At 44.3% G+C, this 20,955-nt stretch carries 17 protein-coding genes; 14 read left to right on the forward strand and 3 right to left on the reverse strand.

Annotated features, from left to right (window positions below; all coding sequences use genetic code 11):
* The first annotated feature begins 270 nt into the window (after window positions 1-270).
* The 14 genes from F891_RS18285 (at window position 271) to F891_RS08190 (ending at window position 18,488) form a co-directional block, all read left to right on the forward strand.
* Entirely contained in the window at window positions 271-660 is a 390-nt protein-coding gene (locus F891_RS18285) for a DUF4145 domain-containing protein (protein ID WP_005263082.1), read from the forward strand.
* A 27-nt stretch (window positions 661-687) separates the two neighbouring features.
* Window positions 688-1,245 carry a GNAT family N-acetyltransferase gene (locus tag F891_RS08130; protein WP_005263084.1) on the forward strand — a complete coding sequence of 186 codons (558 nt, stop codon included), beginning with the start codon at window positions 688-690 and terminating at the stop codon, window positions 1,243-1,245.
* Between the two features lie 602 nt (window positions 1,246-1,847).
* The gene (locus tag F891_RS08135) at window positions 1,848-2,723 is read left to right on the forward strand and encodes a MetQ/NlpA family ABC transporter substrate-binding protein (protein WP_005263086.1); all 876 of its coding nucleotides are present in this window, start codon (window positions 1,848-1,850) and stop codon (window positions 2,721-2,723) included.
* Window positions 2,724-2,799: 76 nt separating this feature from the next.
* Window positions 2,800-3,825 carry a methionine ABC transporter ATP-binding protein gene (locus F891_RS08140; protein WP_005100878.1) on the forward strand — a complete coding sequence of 342 codons (1,026 nt, stop codon included), beginning with the start codon at window positions 2,800-2,802 and terminating at the stop codon, window positions 3,823-3,825.
* Window positions 3,822-4,517 (forward strand): methionine ABC transporter permease, encoded by a 696-nt coding sequence (locus F891_RS08145; protein ID WP_004279923.1) that lies wholly within the window; start codon window positions 3,822-3,824, stop codon window positions 4,515-4,517. The genes F891_RS08140 and F891_RS08145 overlap by 4 nt, the downstream gene beginning before the upstream one ends.
* A gap of 356 nt (window positions 4,518-4,873) precedes the next feature.
* Complete coding sequence (gene dnaE, locus F891_RS08150; RefSeq protein ID WP_005263087.1) at window positions 4,874-8,446, forward strand: DNA polymerase III subunit alpha; 3,573 nt, start codon at window positions 4,874-4,876, stop codon at window positions 8,444-8,446.
* 37 nt (window positions 8,447-8,483) lie between these two features.
* The gene (locus tag F891_RS08155) at window positions 8,484-9,332 is read left to right on the forward strand and encodes an RNA methyltransferase (protein WP_005263088.1); all 849 of its coding nucleotides are present in this window, start codon (window positions 8,484-8,486) and stop codon (window positions 9,330-9,332) included.
* Entirely contained in the window at window positions 9,308-10,141 is an 834-nt protein-coding gene (cysE, locus tag F891_RS08160) for a serine O-acetyltransferase (protein WP_228127940.1), read from the forward strand. The genes F891_RS08155 and cysE overlap by 25 nt, the downstream gene beginning before the upstream one ends.
* Before the next feature lie 117 nt (window positions 10,142-10,258).
* Entirely contained in the window at window positions 10,259-11,209 is a 951-nt protein-coding gene (locus tag F891_RS08165) for an ABUW_2363 family tetratricopeptide repeat lipoprotein (RefSeq protein ID WP_005263089.1), read from the forward strand.
* Window positions 11,210-11,329: 120 nt separating this feature from the next.
* The gene (locus F891_RS08170) at window positions 11,330-13,336 is read left to right on the forward strand and encodes an esterase/lipase family protein (protein ID WP_034436086.1); all 2,007 of its coding nucleotides are present in this window, start codon (window positions 11,330-11,332) and stop codon (window positions 13,334-13,336) included.
* A 335-nt stretch (window positions 13,337-13,671) separates the two neighbouring features.
* Window positions 13,672-16,305, forward strand: a complete 2,634-nt coding sequence (mutS, locus tag F891_RS08175) for a DNA mismatch repair protein MutS (protein ID WP_005251491.1) — start codon at window positions 13,672-13,674, stop codon at window positions 16,303-16,305.
* Between the two features lie 204 nt (window positions 16,306-16,509).
* On the forward strand, window positions 16,510-16,833 hold the full coding sequence (gene fdxA, locus F891_RS08180) for a ferredoxin FdxA (RefSeq protein WP_004279936.1): 324 nt from the start codon (window positions 16,510-16,512) through the stop codon (window positions 16,831-16,833).
* Window positions 16,834-16,970: 137 nt separating this feature from the next.
* Window positions 16,971-17,690 (forward strand): D-Ala-D-Ala carboxypeptidase family metallohydrolase, encoded by a 720-nt coding sequence (locus F891_RS08185; RefSeq protein ID WP_004279938.1) that lies wholly within the window; start codon window positions 16,971-16,973, stop codon window positions 17,688-17,690.
* Window positions 17,691-17,822: 132 nt separating this feature from the next.
* Window positions 17,823-18,488, forward strand: coding sequence for an O-methyltransferase (locus F891_RS08190; RefSeq protein ID WP_004729865.1), 666 nt, complete (start codon window positions 17,823-17,825; stop codon window positions 18,486-18,488).
* Window positions 18,489-18,656: 168 nt separating this feature from the next.
* On the opposite strand, the gene F891_RS08195 is transcribed toward F891_RS08190, so the two are convergent.
* The 3 genes from F891_RS08195 to F891_RS08205 all read right to left on the reverse strand — a co-directional run bounded on the left by F891_RS08195 (window position 18,657) and on the right by F891_RS08205 (window position 20,902).
* Window positions 18,657-19,499 (reverse strand): universal stress protein, encoded by an 843-nt coding sequence (locus F891_RS08195; protein ID WP_004279943.1) that lies wholly within the window; start codon window positions 19,497-19,499, stop codon window positions 18,657-18,659.
* A gap of 193 nt (window positions 19,500-19,692) precedes the next feature.
* Window positions 19,693-20,310: an acyltransferase gene (locus F891_RS08200; protein ID WP_005263090.1), complete on the reverse strand. Its 618-nt coding sequence runs from the start codon at window positions 20,308-20,310 to the stop codon at window positions 19,693-19,695.
* Entirely contained in the window at window positions 20,303-20,902 is a 600-nt protein-coding gene (locus F891_RS08205; protein ID WP_005263092.1) for an IMPACT family protein, read from the reverse strand. The genes F891_RS08200 and F891_RS08205 overlap by 8 nt, the downstream gene beginning before the upstream one ends.
* Window positions 20,903-20,955 lie beyond the last annotated feature (53 nt).

A 20,955-nucleotide genomic window follows, 5' to 3' on the forward strand; every position in this document is an offset into this window, starting at 1 on the left:
ATCCACCCAAGAGTTATCGAAGGTTTTTCAAAAAATATAACGACTGATCAAGCAACCTCACTATGGACTTACAGCATTGATGCCTACCAGTTCACCCAATGTCAAAAATGTAATGCGCCATCATTACATTTAGACTCATTTCATGTAAAAGATATTGATGAGAACACTAGCCAAAAATGGGCTTCAATAAAATCTGATTTAGAGAACTTAGGGAAATGCGAATCTTATTAGATATCAAGTACGAGTTTTCCCAGATTCAACAAATCATTATTGCATGAAAAAAAATGGTCTTTCGATCTACCTAAAGATGATCTGTTGCTCTTCTTTGAAGTCATTTCAGCCTACGAAAAAGGATTATTTATTTTAGCTCTTTCAGGAATTCGAACTCTAATAGATAGATACTTAGTAAAAAAAGTAGGCGATATAGGAGGATTTGAAAGAAAGCTCAAAAAAATGTTAGAGGACAAACATATTAGTAAGACACAATATGAAATATTAAATACGATTATTGAGGGTGGAAATGCTTCTAACCATAGAGGCTTTAGACCTGAAGAGGAAATGGTAAAAACATTTTTAGACGTAGTCGAGGATATAATATCTTTGGACTATAAAACGAAACAGTTTAATGAGTTTAAAGAGCAAATCCCTAAACGAAACTAAAAAATCGTAACCAAATTAAGATACCTAATGACTATTCACCTTCAAACCCCTCGCCTGATCCTGCGCCAATGGCAAGACTCCGACACTGCGCCATTTATCCAAATGTGTGCAGATGACGAGGTCATGCGCTACTTCCCTAAAAAACTCGATGCGACTGAAGCAACTGCATTTATTGAACGTATTCGTACTGCCATAGAAACACGTGGATGGGGACTCTTTGCCGTAGAACTCAAAGCTACAGGCGAATTCATCGGTTTTATCGGCTTACACGTGCATCCATTTGAACTTGAAATTGCCGATGCCCCTGAAATTGGCTGGCGCTTGCTACCGCAATACTGGAATCAAGGCTATGCCACTGAAGGAGCCAAAGCGGTACTGAAATATGCCTTTAGAACTCTACGACTTGAAAAAGTCATTTCTTTTACTGCATGCGTCAACACGCCATCAGAACGTGTCATGCAAAACATTGGCTTAGAAAAAGTGGGAGAGTTTGATCATCCGCTTGTACCTGCCGATCATATCTTGTGTAGACACGTACTCTACAAAAAACAGCGTTCGGATTATCTGCATATTCCCTTCTGTTAAAACAAGCTTGTAATATCATGACCAGAGGAAACCAAGATCAGATACTGACTCGCTTAAGTTAATATAAAGGAAAGATTTATCTCGTTAATGATAGGATTTTCTTAATTTCCCAAAAATCACATATTTTTTATATTTATCTATATGCATTTTTCATATTTCTATCTTAAAAAATCTTATAAAGATCACTATTTAGACACATCTATTAAAACTATATTTTCAATATAAATAATATATTGTTTTAATTAATATTTTCTTTAAAAGATCTTTTTTTATATTCGACTAAAGAGATAAGCAAGGCTTTTTTATCCAGTATATCGAATATAGATTTATTGCTATGATATCCGCAACTTCAGAGCACATAAACCTTGGCATGTACTTATAAAATATCTATTTTCTCTCTCCAAAATAGATCAAGTACATCAGATTTGGGCTGCCTCTGACTTGATCAAGTTCACCAGAACTGTTGCTGCACGCTTGCATCTTCCGATCTCAAGCCCTCCTCAGCAATGATCAAGCCACCTACTTAGATCGTAATAAAACTCTTATTTAACACGATTTAAAAATGCTTATACTTTAGGCAAGAATAGAATTAGGACAATTTCATGAAAAAGTTACTTGGCGTTATCTTAAGTGCCTCTGTATTGACTTTAACTGGGTGTGGTAAACAAGAAGCGCCTGCCACTGATGCAGCGCAAAGCAAAGATGCTAATGGTCTTCAAACTGTAACTATGGCTTCGACCGGTTCAGATGCAGACGTATGGCGTTATATCGCGACCCTGCCTGAAACCAAAGCAGCCGGTATCAAACTTGATGTGAAAAATTTTACTGACTATGTGTCAATGAACACGGCAGTAGCCAACAAAGAAATTGATGTGAATGCATTCCAGTCTTATGCCTATATGGTGGCTTACAACGATGCCAACACAGCCAAAATTGTACCTCTATCTACCACTTATTTAGAGCCAATGGGTATTTACTCAAGCAAAGTGAAATCTTTAAACGAGTTTAAAACTGGTGCAACCATTGCTATTCCTAACGACGGCGCAAACGAATCACGTGCATTATTACTTTTACAATCAGCAGGCCTAGTTAAATTAAAAGCTGGTTTTGACAATGTCAAAGGTACAACTTCTGATGTGACCGAAAATGCAAAACAAATCGTGATTAAGCCAATTCAAATGGCGACTGCAGTACGTGTAAAAGATGAAGTTGATGCGATTGTGCTGGGCAATACCCTGGCAATGGAAGGTGGTTTAAACGTATTGAAAGATGCGATTTACTATGAGCCAATCGATCAAAGCACAAAAATGAATGTCAACGTATTAGCTGTTGCAGCAGACCGTCAAAACGATCCAGTCCTGCAAAAAGTGGGTGCGTTGTATCATACGCCAGCAGTAAAAGCATATGTTGATGAACATTTTGGTGGTACGAAAGTTGCGGTAAACAAACCTGTGACGTATTTAACTGAATCAAAATAGTACTATAATAGACTTTTAGAACAGGCAAGGACGATTTCTTGCCTGTTTTTTTATCCGTGATGCAGTTTTTGACACTATGATTGAATTTAAAGATATTTCAAAACAGTATGAGCTTAAGGGTCAAACCTTGCATGCCTTGAATCAGATTAATCTTCAGATTCCAACCGGCAGTATTTTTGGCATCATCGGTTATAGTGGTGCCGGTAAAAGCACCCTCATCCGTCTGATCAACCTGCTTGAGCGCCCAAGCTCAGGCCGGATTATCATTAACGGAACAGATTTTACCGCACTGGATGCCAAAGCATTGCGTCAAGAACGTGCCAGCATCGGCATGATTTTCCAGCATTTCAATTTAATGCAAACCAAAACCGTGGCAGCCAATATCGAAATGCCCATGAAACTCCTAGGCTGGAGCAAGGCAGAACGGGAAAAGCGCCTCGAAGAATTATTAGACTTTATTGACCTAAAACATAAACGTCATGCTTTTCCAGATGAATTGTCTGGCGGTCAAAAGCAGCGTGTTGGTATTGCCCGTGCCCTTGCCAATCATCCAAAAATTTTACTCTGTGATGAAGCGACTTCTGCACTTGATCCACAAACCACCAAATCTGTTCTACAGCTACTTAAAAAAATTAATGAAGAACAAGGCATCACCATTGTTATGGTTACCCATGAAATGGATGTAATTGAAACCGTGTGTGATTATGTCGCCGTGATGGAAAAAGGTGATGTGATTGAAACCGGCAGTACCTTACAAATATTCAGTCAGCCCCAGCACCCGACGACCAAGAATTTTATTCAGACCGTATTACAGCAGCATTTACCAGTCAATATTCTGAATAATCTGGAAAACCAGAACCACAACAGTATTTATTGCCTGAAATTCCTTGGTAGCTCGGCACAGGAAACCGTGATTCAAGCGGTGATTAAACAGTTTGATATCAGTTTAAATATTCTGTTTGCCAATATGACCGAAATTAATGGCACGGTGATTGGCCAGATGTTTATTCAGCTACTGGGTGATGCACAAGAAATTCAAGCAGCAATAAAATTCCTTGAACAACACGGCGTACAAGTCGATCAGGCGGGAGTACAGGCATGAGAGATTTAATTGTACAGTGGCTGACAACGATCACGGCGCCGTTCTGGAAAAGCTCCCTGTCGATAGATCAGTTTGTGACAGCATTGCAAGAAACCTTTCATATGGTGTTCTTCGCGATGCTGTTTGGCTGTATCTGGGGCTTCATTCAGGCGATTACTCTGCTGGTGACACGTCCGAATGGAATTCTGCCGAATCGTGTGATTTATCACGGTCTCAATCCTATTGTGAATGCGCTGCGTTCGCTGCCGTTTATTATCCTGCTAATTGCAGTCATTCCACTGACCAAGTTAATCGTTGGTACATCGATTGGTACATGGGCAGCAATTGTTCCATTGACCATTTATGTCGGCCCATACATTGGTCGCCTGATTGAAACATCTTTGCTTGAAGTGAATGAAGGTATTATCGAATCTGCCCAAGCCATGGGCGCGACGCCAATGCAGATTATATTTAAGTTTATTCTGCCGGAAGCGCGTAGTTCCCTGATTCTTAACCTGACCACCGCCACCATCAGTTTGATTGGTGCCACGGCAATGGCGGGTGCAGTCGGTGCGGGTGGTATTGGTGACTTAGCGATTTCTTATGGTTATCAGCGTTTTGATACCTCTGTTGTCATCATGACGGTGATCGTATTACTGATTCTGGTGCAGATTGTACAAAGCCTCGGTGACTGGTTATCCCGACTTCGTTAAGCTAGTTTTTATGTATGAATAAATCCCTCTTTTTGAGGGTTTTATTGTTTTTAATACTTACAAACCCTTTCTCATTATTTCAAAGTAAAGTCCGGCAACTATTTGATACGTGCCACGGCGACAGGAAGTCGCCCGTTGGTCTGTGGCACATGGAAGTGCCATCAGATCAACAAAGGGGTTTTGTTACTTTTGCCCCGTCAAAAGTAAAAGAAAATATCTTCTAACAACTAACTAAATAATCAGCTTAAAAAATCAAATTCAAACTTGACCTAAAAGTTAGCCATTTCCCCTCATTTTCAAACTGAAACAATAAATCCCATGTTAAACTATTCAATGGTTTTAGCAGGGACTCATCTATGCACTTTGTTCATCTTGGTATTCATACAGAATTTTCGATTACTGAATCCATCGTACGGATACCTGACCTGGTCAAAGCTGCCGAAAAAGAACAGATGCCTGCCCTTGCGCTCACGGATCTTTCTAACCTGCATGCTGCCGTCAAGTTCTATGGCAAATGTTTGGGCAAAGGAATCAAGCCGATTCTGGGTTCCGAAATTCGCCTGAATGATGCCGAACATCGCATGACCTTATTGGCCATGACCAATACCGGCTGGCGCAACCTGACTGAACTGGTATCTGAAGGCTTTATCAGTGGTCAGCAACTGGATATCCCCTGCGTTCAAAAACAATGGATTTTAAATCAGTCTGAGGACATGATTGCCCTGCTCGGCATGCATTCCGATGTCGGCAAAATGCTGATGAGTTCAAATCCGCAAAAAGCGGAACCGCTGCTAGAAGAATGGGTCGAAAAATTTGGCAATCGTGTTTATCTTGCCCTGACCCGCACCAATCGTCCGGATGAAGACAACTTCATTCTGGAAGCCGTGAAGCTGGCAAAAAAATACAATATCGGTGTGGTTGCACATAATGATGTGCACTTCATGACCCGTGACGATTATGAAGCGCATGAAGCGCGGGTATGTATTGCCGATGGTTACGTGCTCGGTGATAATCGCCGCCCTAAAACCTATTCACCTGAACAATATTTCAAATCTGCTGAAGAAATGACGGCGCTGTTCTCGGATATTCCCTCTGCGATTGAGAACACCTACCACATTGCCAAACGCTGTAATGTCACATTGCGACTGGGTCAATACTTTCTGCCGGATTATCCGATTCCTGAAGGTCATACCATTGATACTTTCTTTGCACACTTGTCCAAAGAAGGTCTGGAAGAACGTCTGAATTTCCTGTATCCGCCTGAACAACGTGATGAAGACTGGCCAGAGATTCGCAAGCCTTATGATGAGCGAATCGAATACGAGATTAATATCATTAACTCGATGGGATTTCCCGGCTACTTCCTGATCGTGATGGACTTCATTCAGTGGTCGAAAAGTAACGGCGTCCCGGTAGGTCCGGGCCGTGGTTCGGGTGCAGGCTCACTGGTCGCCTATAGCTTAAAAATTACCGATCTTGACCCGCTGCGTTATGAACTGCTGTTCGAACGTTTCCTGAACCCGGAACGTGTTTCGATGCCCGACTTCGACGTCGATTTCTGTATCGCAGGCCGTGACCGCGTGATTGACTATGTAGCACGTACCTATGGCCGTGATGCGGTCTCCCAGATTGCAACATTCGGCACTATGGCGGCCAAAGGTGCGATTCGTGATGTTGCGCGCGTTTTGGGTAAATCTTATGGCTTGGCGGATCGTATCTCGAAAATGATTCCGACCAAGCCTTTAGGTCTAAGCCTGCTTGAGTCACTAGAAGCTGAACCCCAGCTTAAAGATATCGTCACCAATCCATCCAATCCAGACCATGACGATGCAGCCGAAATCTGGGAAATGGCACTGAAACTGGAAGGTATTACCCGAAACACCGGTAAACACGCCGGTGGTGTGGTGATCTCGCCAACCAAAATTACCGATTTCTCTGCGGTCATGTGTGATGCCGATGGTACCGGACGCGTGGCACAGTTCGATAAAGACGATGTCGAATCTGCAGGTCTGGTGAAGTTTGACTTCTTGGGTTTGCGTAACCTGACGGTGATTGAAGATGCGGTTAAAAATATTAATAAACGCATCAAAGCGGATAAACCTTTAGATATTGCCTATATCCCGCTTGAGGATAAAGACGCATATCTGGTCTTTGCCAATGCTAACACCACCGCGGTATTCCAGTTTGAATCCGTGGGCATGAAAAAGATGCTGAAAGAGGCACGCCCGAGCAAGTTTGAAGAAATTATTGCTTTCGTGTCGCTGTACCGTCCAGGCCCGATGGATCTGATTCCTGACTTTATTCACCGGATGCATGGTGGTGATTTTGAATATTTGCATCCATTACTTGAAGGCGTACTAGAACCCACCTACGGGATTATGGTGTATCAGGAACAGGTCATGCAGGCTGCACAATACTGTGCTGGCTATACCCTCGGTGGCGCGGACTTGTTACGTCGGGCCATGGGTAAGAAAAAACCGGAAGAGATGGTCAAACAGCGCCAGATCTTTATTGAAGGTGCATCGAAAAAAGACATTGATGAAGCTACCGCCAACCATATCTTCGACTATATGGAAAAGTTCGCCGGCTATGGTTTTAACAAATCGCATGCGGCTGCCTATGCTTTGGTTGCTTACCAAACTGCATGGCTAAAAGCGCATTATCCGGCGGAATTCCTGTCTGCGGTATTGACCTCGGAGATGCAGAACACCGACAACGTGGTATTTCTGATTGATGACTGTCGCAAGAATAATCTGGAAGTTTTGCCGCCGTCAGTGAATATGTCGCTGTATCAATTCCATGCCACTGATGAGCAAACTATTGTCTATGGTCTGGGGGCAATCAAAGGCGTCGGTGAAGCGGCGATGCAATCGGTGATTGACTCACGTGCGCAAGAAGGTCCATTCCGTGACTTATTTGATTTCTGTCATCGTATTGACCTGAAAAAAATCAATAAGCGCACCCTGGAAGCACTGATTCGCTCAGGTGCACTGGATTGCTTAGGCATTGATCGTGCCGACCTGATGGCGCAACTGCCTGAAGCGGTTCAAGCTGCGGAACAGGCACGTTCCAACCGTGAAACCGGCATCATGGACTTGTTTGGCGAAGTGGAAGAAGTTCAGCGCAAGCCATCTAAACCCGTCAAACCTTGGGCGGATGAAGTTCGCCTGAAAGGTGAGAAAGACACACTTGGTCTGTATCTGACCGGCCACCCGATTGATGTGTATCGCAATGAGCTGAAAGCCTTTGTGCCTAGTCAGATCAATGAGCTAACGCCGACCCGCCGTGGTGTAACCACCGTGTTTGCAGGACTGGTGGTAGATATTGCCAACTTCCCGAACCGGATGATGATGACCCTAGATGATGGTACGGCACGGATTGAGATTTCAGCCAATCACGAACGCTTCAACCGCTTTAAAGAGATTATCCAGCTCGATAAAGTGGTGGTGATTGAAGGCGAAATCTATGAGCGTGAAGGCTTTGACCGTCCGATGGGACGCCTCACCAAGGCATTTAGCCTGAATGAAATTCGCCAGAAACGTGCCAATAGCATCAAGATCACCCTCACAGCCGAGCATTTCAGTAAGAGCTTGAGCCGTGACCTGCAGCAAATTCTGACTCCTTATTGCAATGTCGATATGTCCGCACATATTCCGGTGATTCTATATCTGGACTATCCGTATGCCACGACTGAACTGCATCTGGGTCTCAACTGGAAAGTCGCCCCACTGGATGAGCTCCTAGCCAAATTGCGTGATTATTTTGGTAAAGAAGCCTTGCATATTGAATACCAGGTCAAGTCCAAAGCTGCCAAAGCCGTGTTCTATGAACAGGCCAAGCCGGTGGATATTCCTCCGCCGCCTGCAGGCATGAGCATGGATGATGCACTGGAAATGTATCAGGCTGAATCCCAACCGCAATATTCATAAATCCTGATCTTTAAAACACCTTAAAATTGGAATCCTCATGAGTCAAATTGACAATGCTGCTGTTTCAGCACATCTCTCCCATGTGCGTATTGTCATGGTCAATACCACTTTACCTGCCAATATCGGCAGTGCCTTACGTGCCATGAAAACCATGGGCCTGTCCAAACTGGTTCTGGTGGCACCGAAAACCTATCCGCATCCGGATATTGATGCGCTGGCTGCGGGTGCAACTGACCTGATCGAGCAGATCGAGATTGTAGAAAGCCTGGAAGATGCCATTAAAGACTGTCAGATTGTATTCGGTACCAGCGCACGCAGCCGTACCATTCCCTGGCCGCTGTTAGATGTGCGTCCTGCCGCAGAAAAAGCCATGACCGCTGTTGTTCAAGAGCAGCAGGAAGTTGCGATTTTATTTGGCCGTGAAGACCGTGGTCTGACCAATGAAGAACTGGCGATGGCCAACTATCACCTGACTATTCCTGTGAATACTGATTATGGCGTACTGAATGTAGCTCAGGCGATTCAGGTGATCTGCTATGAGATGCGCATGGCGACGATGAGTCAAATTGAACAGCCACGTGATGCTAAAGCGACCATGCAAGTCATTGATGGCATTGAAATGGAATGGGATGAACCCTTGGTCAACCATGCCCAGATGGAACAATTCTATCCGCATTTGGAAAAAATGCTGGCAGAAATTGAATTTATGGATCCAAAAAATCCAAGATTATTGCCTTTACGCTTGCGTCGCCTCTTTGGACGTATACAATTAGATCGTATGGAATATCACTTACTTCGTGGTATTTTCAGCCGTGTTCAGGCATTGAACAACGGTACCTGGAAAAAATCTTCACACACATCATCACAGGACGAGGATCAAATCTAATGCTAAAACAGCTCAAAGAAGATATACAAGCTGTCTTTGCGCGCGATCCTGCAGCACGCAATACCTTAGAAGTCTTAACCACTTACCCTGGCATTCATGCGCTGATCATGCATCGCATGGCACATGAGCTATGGAATAAAGACTGTAAAGGAACTGCGCGTGCGTTGTCTTCGTTTAGCCGCTTTGCCACCGGCATTGAAATTCATCCCGGCGCAAAAATTGGCCGCCGTTTCTTTATCGATCACGGTATGGGTGTGGTCATTGGCGAAACTGCTGAAATTGGCGATGACGTGACGCTTTATCACGGCGTGACTTTGGGCGGAACGACCTGGAATAAGGGTAAACGTCATCCGACCCTAGAAGATGGCGTGGTGGTCGGTGCTGGTGCCAAGATTCTAGGGCCATTTACCGTGGGTAAAAATGCCAAAGTCGGTTCTAATGCGGTCGTCACCAAAGCGGTTCCTGAGAACGCCACAGCGGTGGGCAACCCGGCACGTTTTATCACTAAAGACAAACCCAAAGATGATGCTGAAGCCCGTCGTCGTGACTATGCCGAAAGTATCGGTTTCCAGCCCTATGCCGCGACTGAAGACCAGTCTGATCCGATTTTAGAAGGTATGCGGATTCTGCTGGATCGCATTCAGCAAAATGAAAAACGCATGAACAACTTGTGCAATCGTCTTTCTTTGTTAGATCCGACCTTTAACAAGCAGCAACAGGATGGCCAGCCTTTGAGCAAAAAAGAGTTGGAGATTCTGGAAGAAGCGCGCCGTGAATGTGAAGCGCAAACCAGCCAATCCAAAGCCTGAATATCACACTTCACTCTGTAACACGGGTTTACTTGCATGATCGTTATACTTTTCATAGACTGACGATCATGCAATTTTTGAATAGATGTTTTAAAAATAACAGAATGGATGACTATTATGACCTTTAAGCCCTTGGCACTTGCTTGCTTAGCATTCACAATTACTGCGTGTTCCACCACTCCTCAGAAATCTGCTGAGAAACCTGTGGACCAAGTGGTTTTTGTAGAGCCTGAACTGAGCCCACCATTTTATGCTTTAAATCCATTCAATTATAATGAACCGCCTGAATTTGAAGTGCATTTGAAAAAAGCTGCAGCGCAGCCTGTAACCAAGATGGTGGTGACGGATCCTAATGATCCATCCAAGCAACTGACCCTGGATGTGAATAAACTGATTATTCCAGTGGTAGATAGCAATACACGTGCAATGCGTTATGCAGCACTTGCCAATTCAAATGAAATCGATATCACCGAAATTGACGATTTCCTGCAAATGGTCGAAGGTAAGGCACGTCATTATCCACCACGTTTCAGCGATCGTCAGGAACGCCGTGGTTTTGAAGCCAAATTGCGTGAAGTCACCCGACAACTGGATACTTTAGCGGCCCGTCCAAATGCCTCTTTTGATGTGTTGATGCGTGCTTTTAAAGCCAGCGTGATGGCACGTAACCTGGATCTGGGTTCAGTTTATACCACCAATTCCCTGACCTATGCCCAGCGTATTCTCAAAATTAATCCAGAAGATCCTGAGGTCAACTTCTGGTTTGGTTTTGGTCTGTCTGAAGGCGGTGGTCAACGTGAAGCCATCGCTTATCTGGACAAAGCCATGAAAGCTGGCGTTCAGGAGGCTTATCTTTCTGCAGCCAATAACTATATTGCATTGGAACAGAAGAAAAATGCCACTCAAACCTTGGCGAACTATAAGGTGAAATATCCGCAAGAAGCTGAAGTGGCTGACCGCCTGATTCAGGAAATTGAGAAAAATGGCCGCTGGAATGTTTGGCAAATTCTGCAAAGCTCAACACCTGCTCCGGCTACAGACCCAGCAACAGCACCGGTGACCCCATAATCAAGATTCGCTTCAATTTGATTACAAATAGACTGCTACGGCGGTCTATTTTTATGGGAAAAAATTAGTAAAATACAAAACATTATCCCGCTTTATAACTTGAATTCAGTGAAAAGTTTTATGCACGAAAAAATAAATAAAAGATTAATGCTGTGCACTTTACTCATCACCAGCATACTCAGCGGCTGTCAGGTGGTCAGTGTTAAGGAACAGGCGATTAATGTCACGCTGAACAATGAGCGTGACAGTATCTTGACCCGCGACAAGCTTAGCGAAGCCAGTCTGAATGTGTTGTCCATGACAGGTCTTGAAGCTCAGATCTGTATTGATCAGCCCGAAGAATGTGTGGAAGATCTGAAAAGTATTCCCCAGATTTTAGATGAACAATTGCTTTCTACAGCAAGTGAATTATATCTAGCCAACTCCTTACAAAATGCCAAGTCTGCTGAATGTAACACCGGAATTTTAAACAAAACCCGATCACCGGAAAAACAGCAACAACACAAGCAGAACATCCAGAAATGTCTGGATCAGCAGCTCACTATGCTGGATAAAAGCATTCGTTATAGCTATGCCTATCTATTTAAAACCGAGCGTGCGCCGCAAGAGCGTATTTTTGATAACCGCCAGGTCCAGATTCGTGACTTTTATAACCTGGCAATTGCTCATCTGATTCAACGCTATGCTGAACGTTATGAAGCCAAACAGTCCGGCCAGCGCATTCAGGTCGGTGACAGTGTATACACCATTGATCTGGAAAATTTTCCGCAGCTGAAAAACCAGACCATTGAACAGCTGATGTCTACCTATAACATGAACTTTTCCGGCCTACGTTCCATCACCCGCCGTGATGGTTTTGGTTCAGAATTTTTAGTGGTTTTACCTGAAGCACAGCAAACCGAGCAGGATAAAAAATATATTGTCGATCCGCTCAAGCACAACTATCCAAATGGTAAAAATCCTAACATTCATTCAGCACGCTATCTGGCGACCACCATTACTGCTGTACCAAAATCCGCGAATTCGACTGAACAGATTTTATCTACTTCGGAGTTTCACCTGAAACTGTATGACCCTTATAAACATGAAAAGATCAAAGTAGCTTCGAAAGAATATGCGCTAGCCGCCAACTTTTCCGCACCTTACGGTTTATGGCTGGCCGAGAACAATCTGGGGCGTTTAGCCTATCTGACGCTGATTAATCGCGAAGACAGTCTGAGCATGCCGCACCTGTACATGCTGGAACCTTATAATCCGGACAAGAAAGTGCTGGTATTGATTCATGGCCTGGCCAGTAGTCCTGAAGCCTGGATTCGTCTGACCAACGACATTATGGGTGATCCGGTATTAAGAGAAAATTTCCAGGTCTGGCAGGTATTTTATTCTACTAATATGCCGATTCTGGAAAGCCGTTTTCAAATTAATGCACTGGTTCAGCAAGGCTTTGCCCAGGTCGCGAACAATGCACCAGCCAAAAAAGATGCGGTACTGGTCGGACATAGCATGGGAGGTGTGATTGCCCGTTTAATGGTCAGTCAGGCCGATATTACCCAAGATGCATTCAAGCTGGTACAAAATACCCGCATTGCACAATTTAAGGATAACCCGCTCTTTAAAGCACGCCTGCAAATGCGGCCTATTCCAAATTTCACTCGGGCCATTTTCTTAGCGACACCACATCGTGGGACAGAATATGCCGACCGCTGGCATACCAAACTGGCCCGTAAAATTATCCGTATACCGGGTGCATTTTTGGGTGCCTTTGCCGATACCCTGCAAGGCCAGATCGGGTTAAACGAGTTTGTCAAAGAACTGGGGCATGACCTGATTCAAAATGGCCCAAGCGATCTGAGTGAAAATTCAAAATTCACGGCGTTGACCCAGGATATTCAGCCTTCTAAAGATATCAAATTTCACTCGATTATCGGCAATACCGTAGATACGCAAGACACCAAGCTCATGAGCGATGATATCGTTTCATATGAGAGTGCTTACCTAAATGGTGCTGTATCTAGCAAAGTCATTAAGGGTGGCCACTCGATTCAGGAAACGCCTGAAGCCGTACTGGAATTACGCCGGATTCTCAGATTACATCTGACCGATCTTGGTCTTTATGATCCGGAATAAACTATCGTCTTGATTGAGACTTGCCACCGCATGTTCGCATCCGGTGGTTTATTTTTTAAAATTGCAAATAATGCTGAATAAGAAGCCATAGCGACAGATCTGAGCGCTGACTTAAAGATTCATCTGGAATTTCATTTCTTTCTAAAAATTAAATTTGATAGACTTGCTGCAATACAGCTTTAAAGCTGAATTGAATCAGCAGATTCATTTCACATTTTCGATCTCCTGTGCTCAACCATGTTGGATTGGCCTGATTGAAAATGTGCTTTAAATTTTCCTGCATAGCCTATTGAGCAGTATTTGCATTTATCTCTTGTTGAAAGGATTTATTTTTAATGACCAGTTCAGAAATTATGGCTGATCTTTCTACCTTAACGCCCATGATGCAGCAATACATGTCGGTGAAAATGCAGCATCCGCATTCTTTGATGTTTTATCGTATGGGTGATTTTTATGAACTGTTCTTTGAAGATGCACACAAGGCAGCCAAGATTTTAGGCATTACCCTGACCCATCGTGGTAAAGCCAATGGTCAGCCAATTCCTATGGCGGGCGTGCCTTATCATGCAGCCGAGGGCTATCTGGCACGTCTGGTCAAAAAAGGCGAAACCGTGGTGATCTGCGAGCAGATCGGCGAGGTTACTGGCAAAGGACCGGTTGAGCGTGGTGTAGTTCGAATTATTACGCCGGGCACACTGACCGATGATGCCATGCTCGGTGCACATCAGAGCTCGAATCTGGTGGCTTTATGTATTCAGCAGAATCAGATCGGCATTGCACTTCTTGATCTCAGCGCCGGCCTATTTAAAGTCCAGCAGCAGGATTATGATCTTAACCAGCTCATGATTGAACTGGCGCGTTTGATGCCAAGCGAAATTCTGCTGGATGAAAGTATCACTGATCCGACATTGACCGAACAACTCAAACAGCAACTGGATATCTCGGTCACCAAACGTCCCGATGTCGACTTCAACCTGAACAATGCGCAAAAAACCTTATGCGACCAGTTTGCTGTCAGCACGCTTTCAGGTTTCGGCATTGATCATTTACCTTTGGCTAAAGCAGCGGCTGCGGCACTGATTCACTATGCAAAAGAAACCCAGAAAACTGCGTTACCGCATATCCGCACGATTCAGCTAGAACAAAGTTCAGATTTTATTGCTTTGGATCCGGTGACACGCCGTAATCTTGAACTGATTGAGCCTTTATTTGAACATGGGACATCCTTATTTCAACTGATCAATGACTGTCAGACTGCTATGGGTGGACGCTTGCTCAGTCGCACCCTGATGCAACCTTTACGCGATACCGCGCTGCTGGATGAGCGCCTGGATGCCATTCAAGCCTTGCTGCAAGGTTTCCACGAAGCACCTGTACGTCTGGTGCTTAAAGAGATTAGCGATATTGAACGCGTGCTGAGCCGTATTGCGCTTGGCAGTGCCCGCCCACGTGATCTGGTACAACTGCGTCAGGCCTGTGCGCAAATTCCATTTTTACGTCATGCCCTGCAACCGATTGTGAGTCAGCAACAGTCCACGCTCTTGGTGCAGCTCAATGAAGAACTCGGCGACTTCCATGGTTTGCATCAACGCCTGATGTCAGCCATTGTAGAAAATCCACCCGTCCTGCTGCGTGATGGTAATGTCATTGCAGAAGGTTTTGACAGTGAACTGGATGAACTGCGTCAGATTCGTGATCATGCCAGCCAGTTCCTGATTGATCTGGAAATCAAAGAGCGTGAACAAAGCGGCATTCCGGGACTGAAAATCGGCTATAACCGTGTTAGTGGCTATTATATTGAGTTAACCCGAGCACAAGCCGAACAGGCACCCGAGCATTATATCCGCAGGCAAACCCTGAAAAATGCCGAACGCTACATCACGCCTGAACTGAAAGCATTTGAAGACAAAGTCTTATCTAGCGAATCGCGTGCCTTGGCCCGTGAAAAAATGCTGTTTGAAATGCTGCTGGATGAACTGCGTCAGGATATCGGCAGTTTACAGATGATGAGCAGCGCCATTGCCCAGATTGATCTGATTGCTAATTTTGCCCATCAGGCGCGTTTACGCAACTGGTCGCGTCCAAAATTTAGCCCTGAAATCGGTGTAAGTATCACTGCTGGACGACATCCAGTGGTAGAAGCCCTCAGTAAATCGGCCTTTACTCCGAACGATACGCGACTGGATTTTTCCCATCGCATGGCCATCATTACCGGCCCCAACATGGGTGGTAAATCCACCTTTATGCGCCAGACTGCATTGATCGTGTTGCTGGCTTATTGTGGTGCCTATGTTCCAGCGCAAGCTGCAACTTTAGGTCCGGTTGACCGTGTCTTTACCCGTATTGGTTCTGCCGATGATTTATCGACCGGCAAATCAACCTTTATGGTGGAAATGACCGAAACCTCGCAAATCCTGCATCATGCCACCAGCCAGTCTTTGGTACTCATGGATGAAGTTGGCCGTGGAACCAGTACCTATGATGGCTTGTCTTTGGCTTGGGCCTGTGTGCTGGATCTGACCAAACGCATTCAATGTTTATGTCTATTTGCTACCCATTATTTCGAACTGACTGAACTGGATAAGGAAAGTGGCATTAATAACTACCATGTCACGGCCAAAGAGCTGAATGGTAATCTGATTTTATTGCATAAGGTGCAACATGGCCCGGCCAGTCAAAGTCATGGCTTGCAAGTCGCGAAATTGGCAGGCATTCCGGCTGCGGTGATTAAAGAAGCGCAAAACCGCTTAAAGATTCTGGAAAAACAGCATCAGGCCAAGCCACTGAGCCCGCAGCATGATCTGTTTGCAATGCCTGAAGTTATGGAGCCTATAGAACGTATCATCGAAATTGAAAAAGAATCGCCTGCACTGGACTTACTCGAAGATATTGATGTAGATAGTTTAACTCCGCGTGAAGCCTTGCAGCAGTTATATGCGCTCAAAGACCTGATCAAACAGCCAAGTTAATTCTCGGTCCTAGACCTCATCTGGCATAGGGTCGATGTCCTGAACATACCGATGAATGCTGTAATTCATCGGTATGCGACCTTTTTTCAAATTTAACAGCCCTATATATAACAAATATCAATAAAAGGAATTGTTAGTTCCCCCTGTTTTTGCCTAAAATACAGCATTCGTAATTAGAACCATATTTTTTAGGTAGCTGTCGCCATGACCTTCGTTGTCACTGAAAATTGTATTAAATGTAAATATCAAGACTGTGTTGAAGTTTGCCCTGTAGACTGTTTCTATGAAGGTCCTAACTTCCTTGTGATTAACCCGGACGAATGTATCGACTGTGCGTTATGCGAACCTGAATGCCCGGCAAATGCAATTTTCTCTGAAGACGAATTACCAGAAGGTCAGGAAGTCTTTATTGAACTGAATGCTGACCTGTCACAAAAATGGCCAAATATCACACAAATTGGTGACCAGCCAGCAGACCGTGAAGAATGGAATGGCAAAGCAGACAAATTACAATACCTTGAAAAGTAATTAGTTTAAACTTTAAAAGATCAGCAAATGCTGATCTTTTTTATACTCAACGCACACATTTCATTGCAATATTCTCCAAATTTCTCCCTATATTTAGTCTAAAATAGCGCTATTTTGTAAATATCTGATTTCTATAAATGAAGAACTTGTTAAAGGGATTATTGAGTCTTTGTATAATTCCTCTTGTTTTTGTGGGCTGTACCACGACCACAAAACAACCTGGACAGGCCACCACACCTGCTGGAAAACGGATTTACATTCCACAAGAACGTGTTCAATACGATCGTAAAGCCCACCCAAAAACTGTGCCTTATGTGTATACCCACTGGGTATCGGCACTGGATAATTTGTCACGCGTGCGTGAATATGAGGTTTTTCTGGAACGTCATGGGGTTGGCAATATCATTCCGAGTTTCGAATTGATGCGTACTGCACGTGATTGGGCCAAGTGTGGCCGTTCCCAATACATGATTCCAAGCCGTGAATTATGGGCCAATCAGATCCCAACTTTAAAAGTCTTTAAATATCTGGTTGCAGCCAATGTACTGACTGATTTTGAAGTCACATCAGTCTATCGTGACCTGCCTTTGAACCAGTGTGCCGGTGGTGCCAATTCTTCACGCCATCTTTACAACTCTGCGATCGATTTCCGGATTGGGCCTGAATATCCTCAGGCACAAGATTATAGCTATATTGAAAATACCAAGTTCAAATTGTGTCAGTTCTGGGTCCAGCATGGTCAAAGCCTAAATATGGGACTCGGCATGTATGCTTCTGGCCAAATCCACATCGATACCCAAGGTTATCGTACTTGGGGACCGAGTTTAGGCCGTAATTCTTCGATGTGTAATTACTAAGTCATGACAACCGCTCTACAAAGTTCATCCAGGACTTTTTAGAGCCTAAAAAATCAGCACCTATAGAACAATAAATTGCGCTCTGCCGCGAAAAGTTTAAAATGCACGCATCGCAATCGAGGTGCTAAGACTATGCAACAAATGTGGACAGACATTGATCACTACATTGATTCACATTTAATTCCTGAAGACCCCATTCTGAATCAAACTCTTGAGAATACCGCAGCGCACGGTTTTCCTGATCATCTGGCTGTAGCACCAAATCAAGGCATGTTGTTGCAGATGCTAATCCAGATGAACCAGTGTAAACGTGTACTGGAACTCGGCACATTTGCAGCATATAGCACCATGTGGCTGGCACGTGCCTTGCCTGATGATGGCTATATCCTGACGATTGAAGGACGTGATACCCATGCGGCAATGGGTCAGGAAAATATTGATCGCGCGCAGCTTAAACAGACCGTCGAACTGAAATGCGGCCGTGCAGCAGATGTGCTTAAAGCCCTGCCTGAAGATACGGAAGCTTTCGATTTCATCTTTATTGATGCAGACAAACAGAGTTATCCGGAATATCTGGAACTCAGTTTAAACCTGTCGCACTCAGGTACACTTATTTTTCTGGACAATGTGATTCGTGCTGGCGAAATCATTAACCCGGACAATAATAAACCAAGTATTGAAGGCATTCGTGACATGTTTAAAGCGCTTCAAAATCATCCACGTATCTTGTCATGCACTGCTTTACAAACGGTTGGCAGCAAAGGACATGATGGTTTTGCACTCGCGATTGTGAAATAAAACAAGAAGAACAAAAATCACCCAATGACATATTTACCATAAATAACATTAACTTATAAATATTAACCACAGAGTTATCCACAATATATGAGGATAACTCTGGTCATTTTTAAATCAAGCTGTAACAATTTACGATTAGACTTCGCGCTTGGCTATTATATGCAATTCTCACTTCGCAACCAGTAAAGGCACTTTTGAATTCCGGAAAATCGTGGTCGCAATACTGCCCAAAAAGAACTGGTGAATTTTACTGTGACTAAATGCACCCAACACGATCAGCTGAATTCCGAGTTCCTGCTGATAGGTCAAAATATTTTCTGCGACATCGCCATAGCGGTATTGTGGCACCACATCTAAACCAGCCTGATTTAAATATTGCAAAGGCTCATTCAGAATCTCAGCATGATCACCGATATATAACAAATGGCATTGCAATAAGCGCAGCAGATCACTTTCCGCAATCCGTTTCATCATCTTGATACAGGTCGGTGAATATTCATAGGCGAAAATAAATCGTGTCGGCGGCTTAAACTGTTCTCCGACCGTCATCACGGTACAATTGGCCCCACGAATAAAATTTTCCACATTGGTACCGATCGGTTTGTTTTTTTCAGCCGAGCGTTCACCAAGCAATCCAATCACCGCGATATCATCAGGCTGCAGGATCTGGAAGCTTTGCTCCAGAAAATCACCCTTTTCCTGAATATGTGTGGTTTGAATACCGTGTTCTGCCAGAATCCGCTCGGAAATGTGTTGCAGCAGGTTATTGCTATAATCCAGCGCAATTTCACTTTGTTTTTGTTCAAGCTCAGCCAGTTCTTTCAGTAACATGGCATTACTTTCAAAGCCAATCACTCCGCTGATTTCCCCCAGATGATAACTGGCCGGGTAATAATCCAAAACCTGTAACAGGACCAGTTCACGGCCAGTCTGTTTGGCAATCCATGCCGCCGCGTCAGCCAGCGCGTTTATACATGGTGATGAGTCGATGCAGGCGATGACACGTTTCATGTTTAGCCTCTCTTCTATTTATGATAAAAATTTCTTAGTTATTTTTAACTTAGCATAAGCATTCAAAAATGTGCAGCGAAATCTGTAAGGCTTGACTTGAAATATGTTAACTTTTATGTGAACAAATATAGATCAATATATCGAACCATCTGCTGAGTCAGGCTGTTGCATCAAGCACTTGACTTCCAAAAGCTTATTCACGATAGCGAATGAATTGGGCCGGATTACCGGCGACAATCGCACGCTTCTCGACATCCTTGGTCACCATACTGTTCATTCCCACCACGGCCTGATCTGCGATTTTAATTCCGTCCTTGATACCGACATGCGCACCGAGCCACACATCCCGACCAATCTCGATGCCTTGCGAACGTACTGGCTGCTGATAAATCGGCTGCTCCAAATCCATGCCATGATCAAAGGCATAAAGATGACAATAAGCGGCGATACGCACCTGATCATGCAGTTTAATCCCCACCCGACCGCCATCCAGAATACAGTGATGATTAATCGCCACTTCATTACCAATGTCCAGAGGGCCATGCAAGGTGCAATCTGCGGCAATAAAGGTATTATCACCAATAATGATTTTGCGTCCCGGCTCCGCGAAAATATGTGCAAGAGGTGAAATAAAACAGTTTTCACCAATCTCGACGGTTTCCATCTCCATCAGATAAGCCTGATAGTCCTTTTGCCACGCTTCTGCCCAACCGCGATTTTTAGGCTTTAAGGACCAGTACAGCCAAGGCATATAATTCAGGCGATGTTTATGCTGCTCACGATATTTCAGTAATGGATCTACGTCAGTCATCTGTCGCTTCTTCTATGATTTTGAGCTGTTCCCGGCCACGGGTCACATCTTGAATTTTTAGGGCAAAAGGTTGAATTTGATGTAACTGAAATAAGGCTCTGACCTGTACTCCTTCAGCTGTATATTCTTCCTGATAGTCAATCTGTTGCTGGTTCAACTCATATTGAAAGATGGCCCACTCATTGAATTGACAGGAAAATTGCACCTTTTTCTTTTCAATCAGTTCAATTTTTTCTGCTAACAACAAACATTGTCCAGCACAGCCGCCATAGGCACGTACCAAGCCCCCTGTTCCCAGCTTGATCCCGCCATACCAGCGATTGACCAGCACCAGCACATTGGTCAGCTCATTGCCTTCAATGGTTGCCAGAATCGGGCGTCCTGCAGTACCTGAAGGTTCACCATCATCATTAAAGCGTACCTGATGGCCAATTTTCCAGGCCCAGCATTGATGGGTGGTACTTGGATCGCGATAAGCCTCCAGAAAATCTTTGACGTCCTGCTCATTTTCAACAGGTGTGGCAAAGGCCTGAAAGCGGCTTTTTTTGATGTCTTCCTCAAAACTGACCAGGCTGGCAATGGTAAATGGCATAACTTCAGGCTTTAAACTCTCACTGCTGCAGTATACCCGCTTTGCACAGACAA

Source organism: Acinetobacter sp. CIP 101966 (genome assembly GCF_000369725.1).
Lineage (GTDB): Bacteria > Pseudomonadota > Gammaproteobacteria > Pseudomonadales > Moraxellaceae > Acinetobacter > Acinetobacter lwoffii_Q.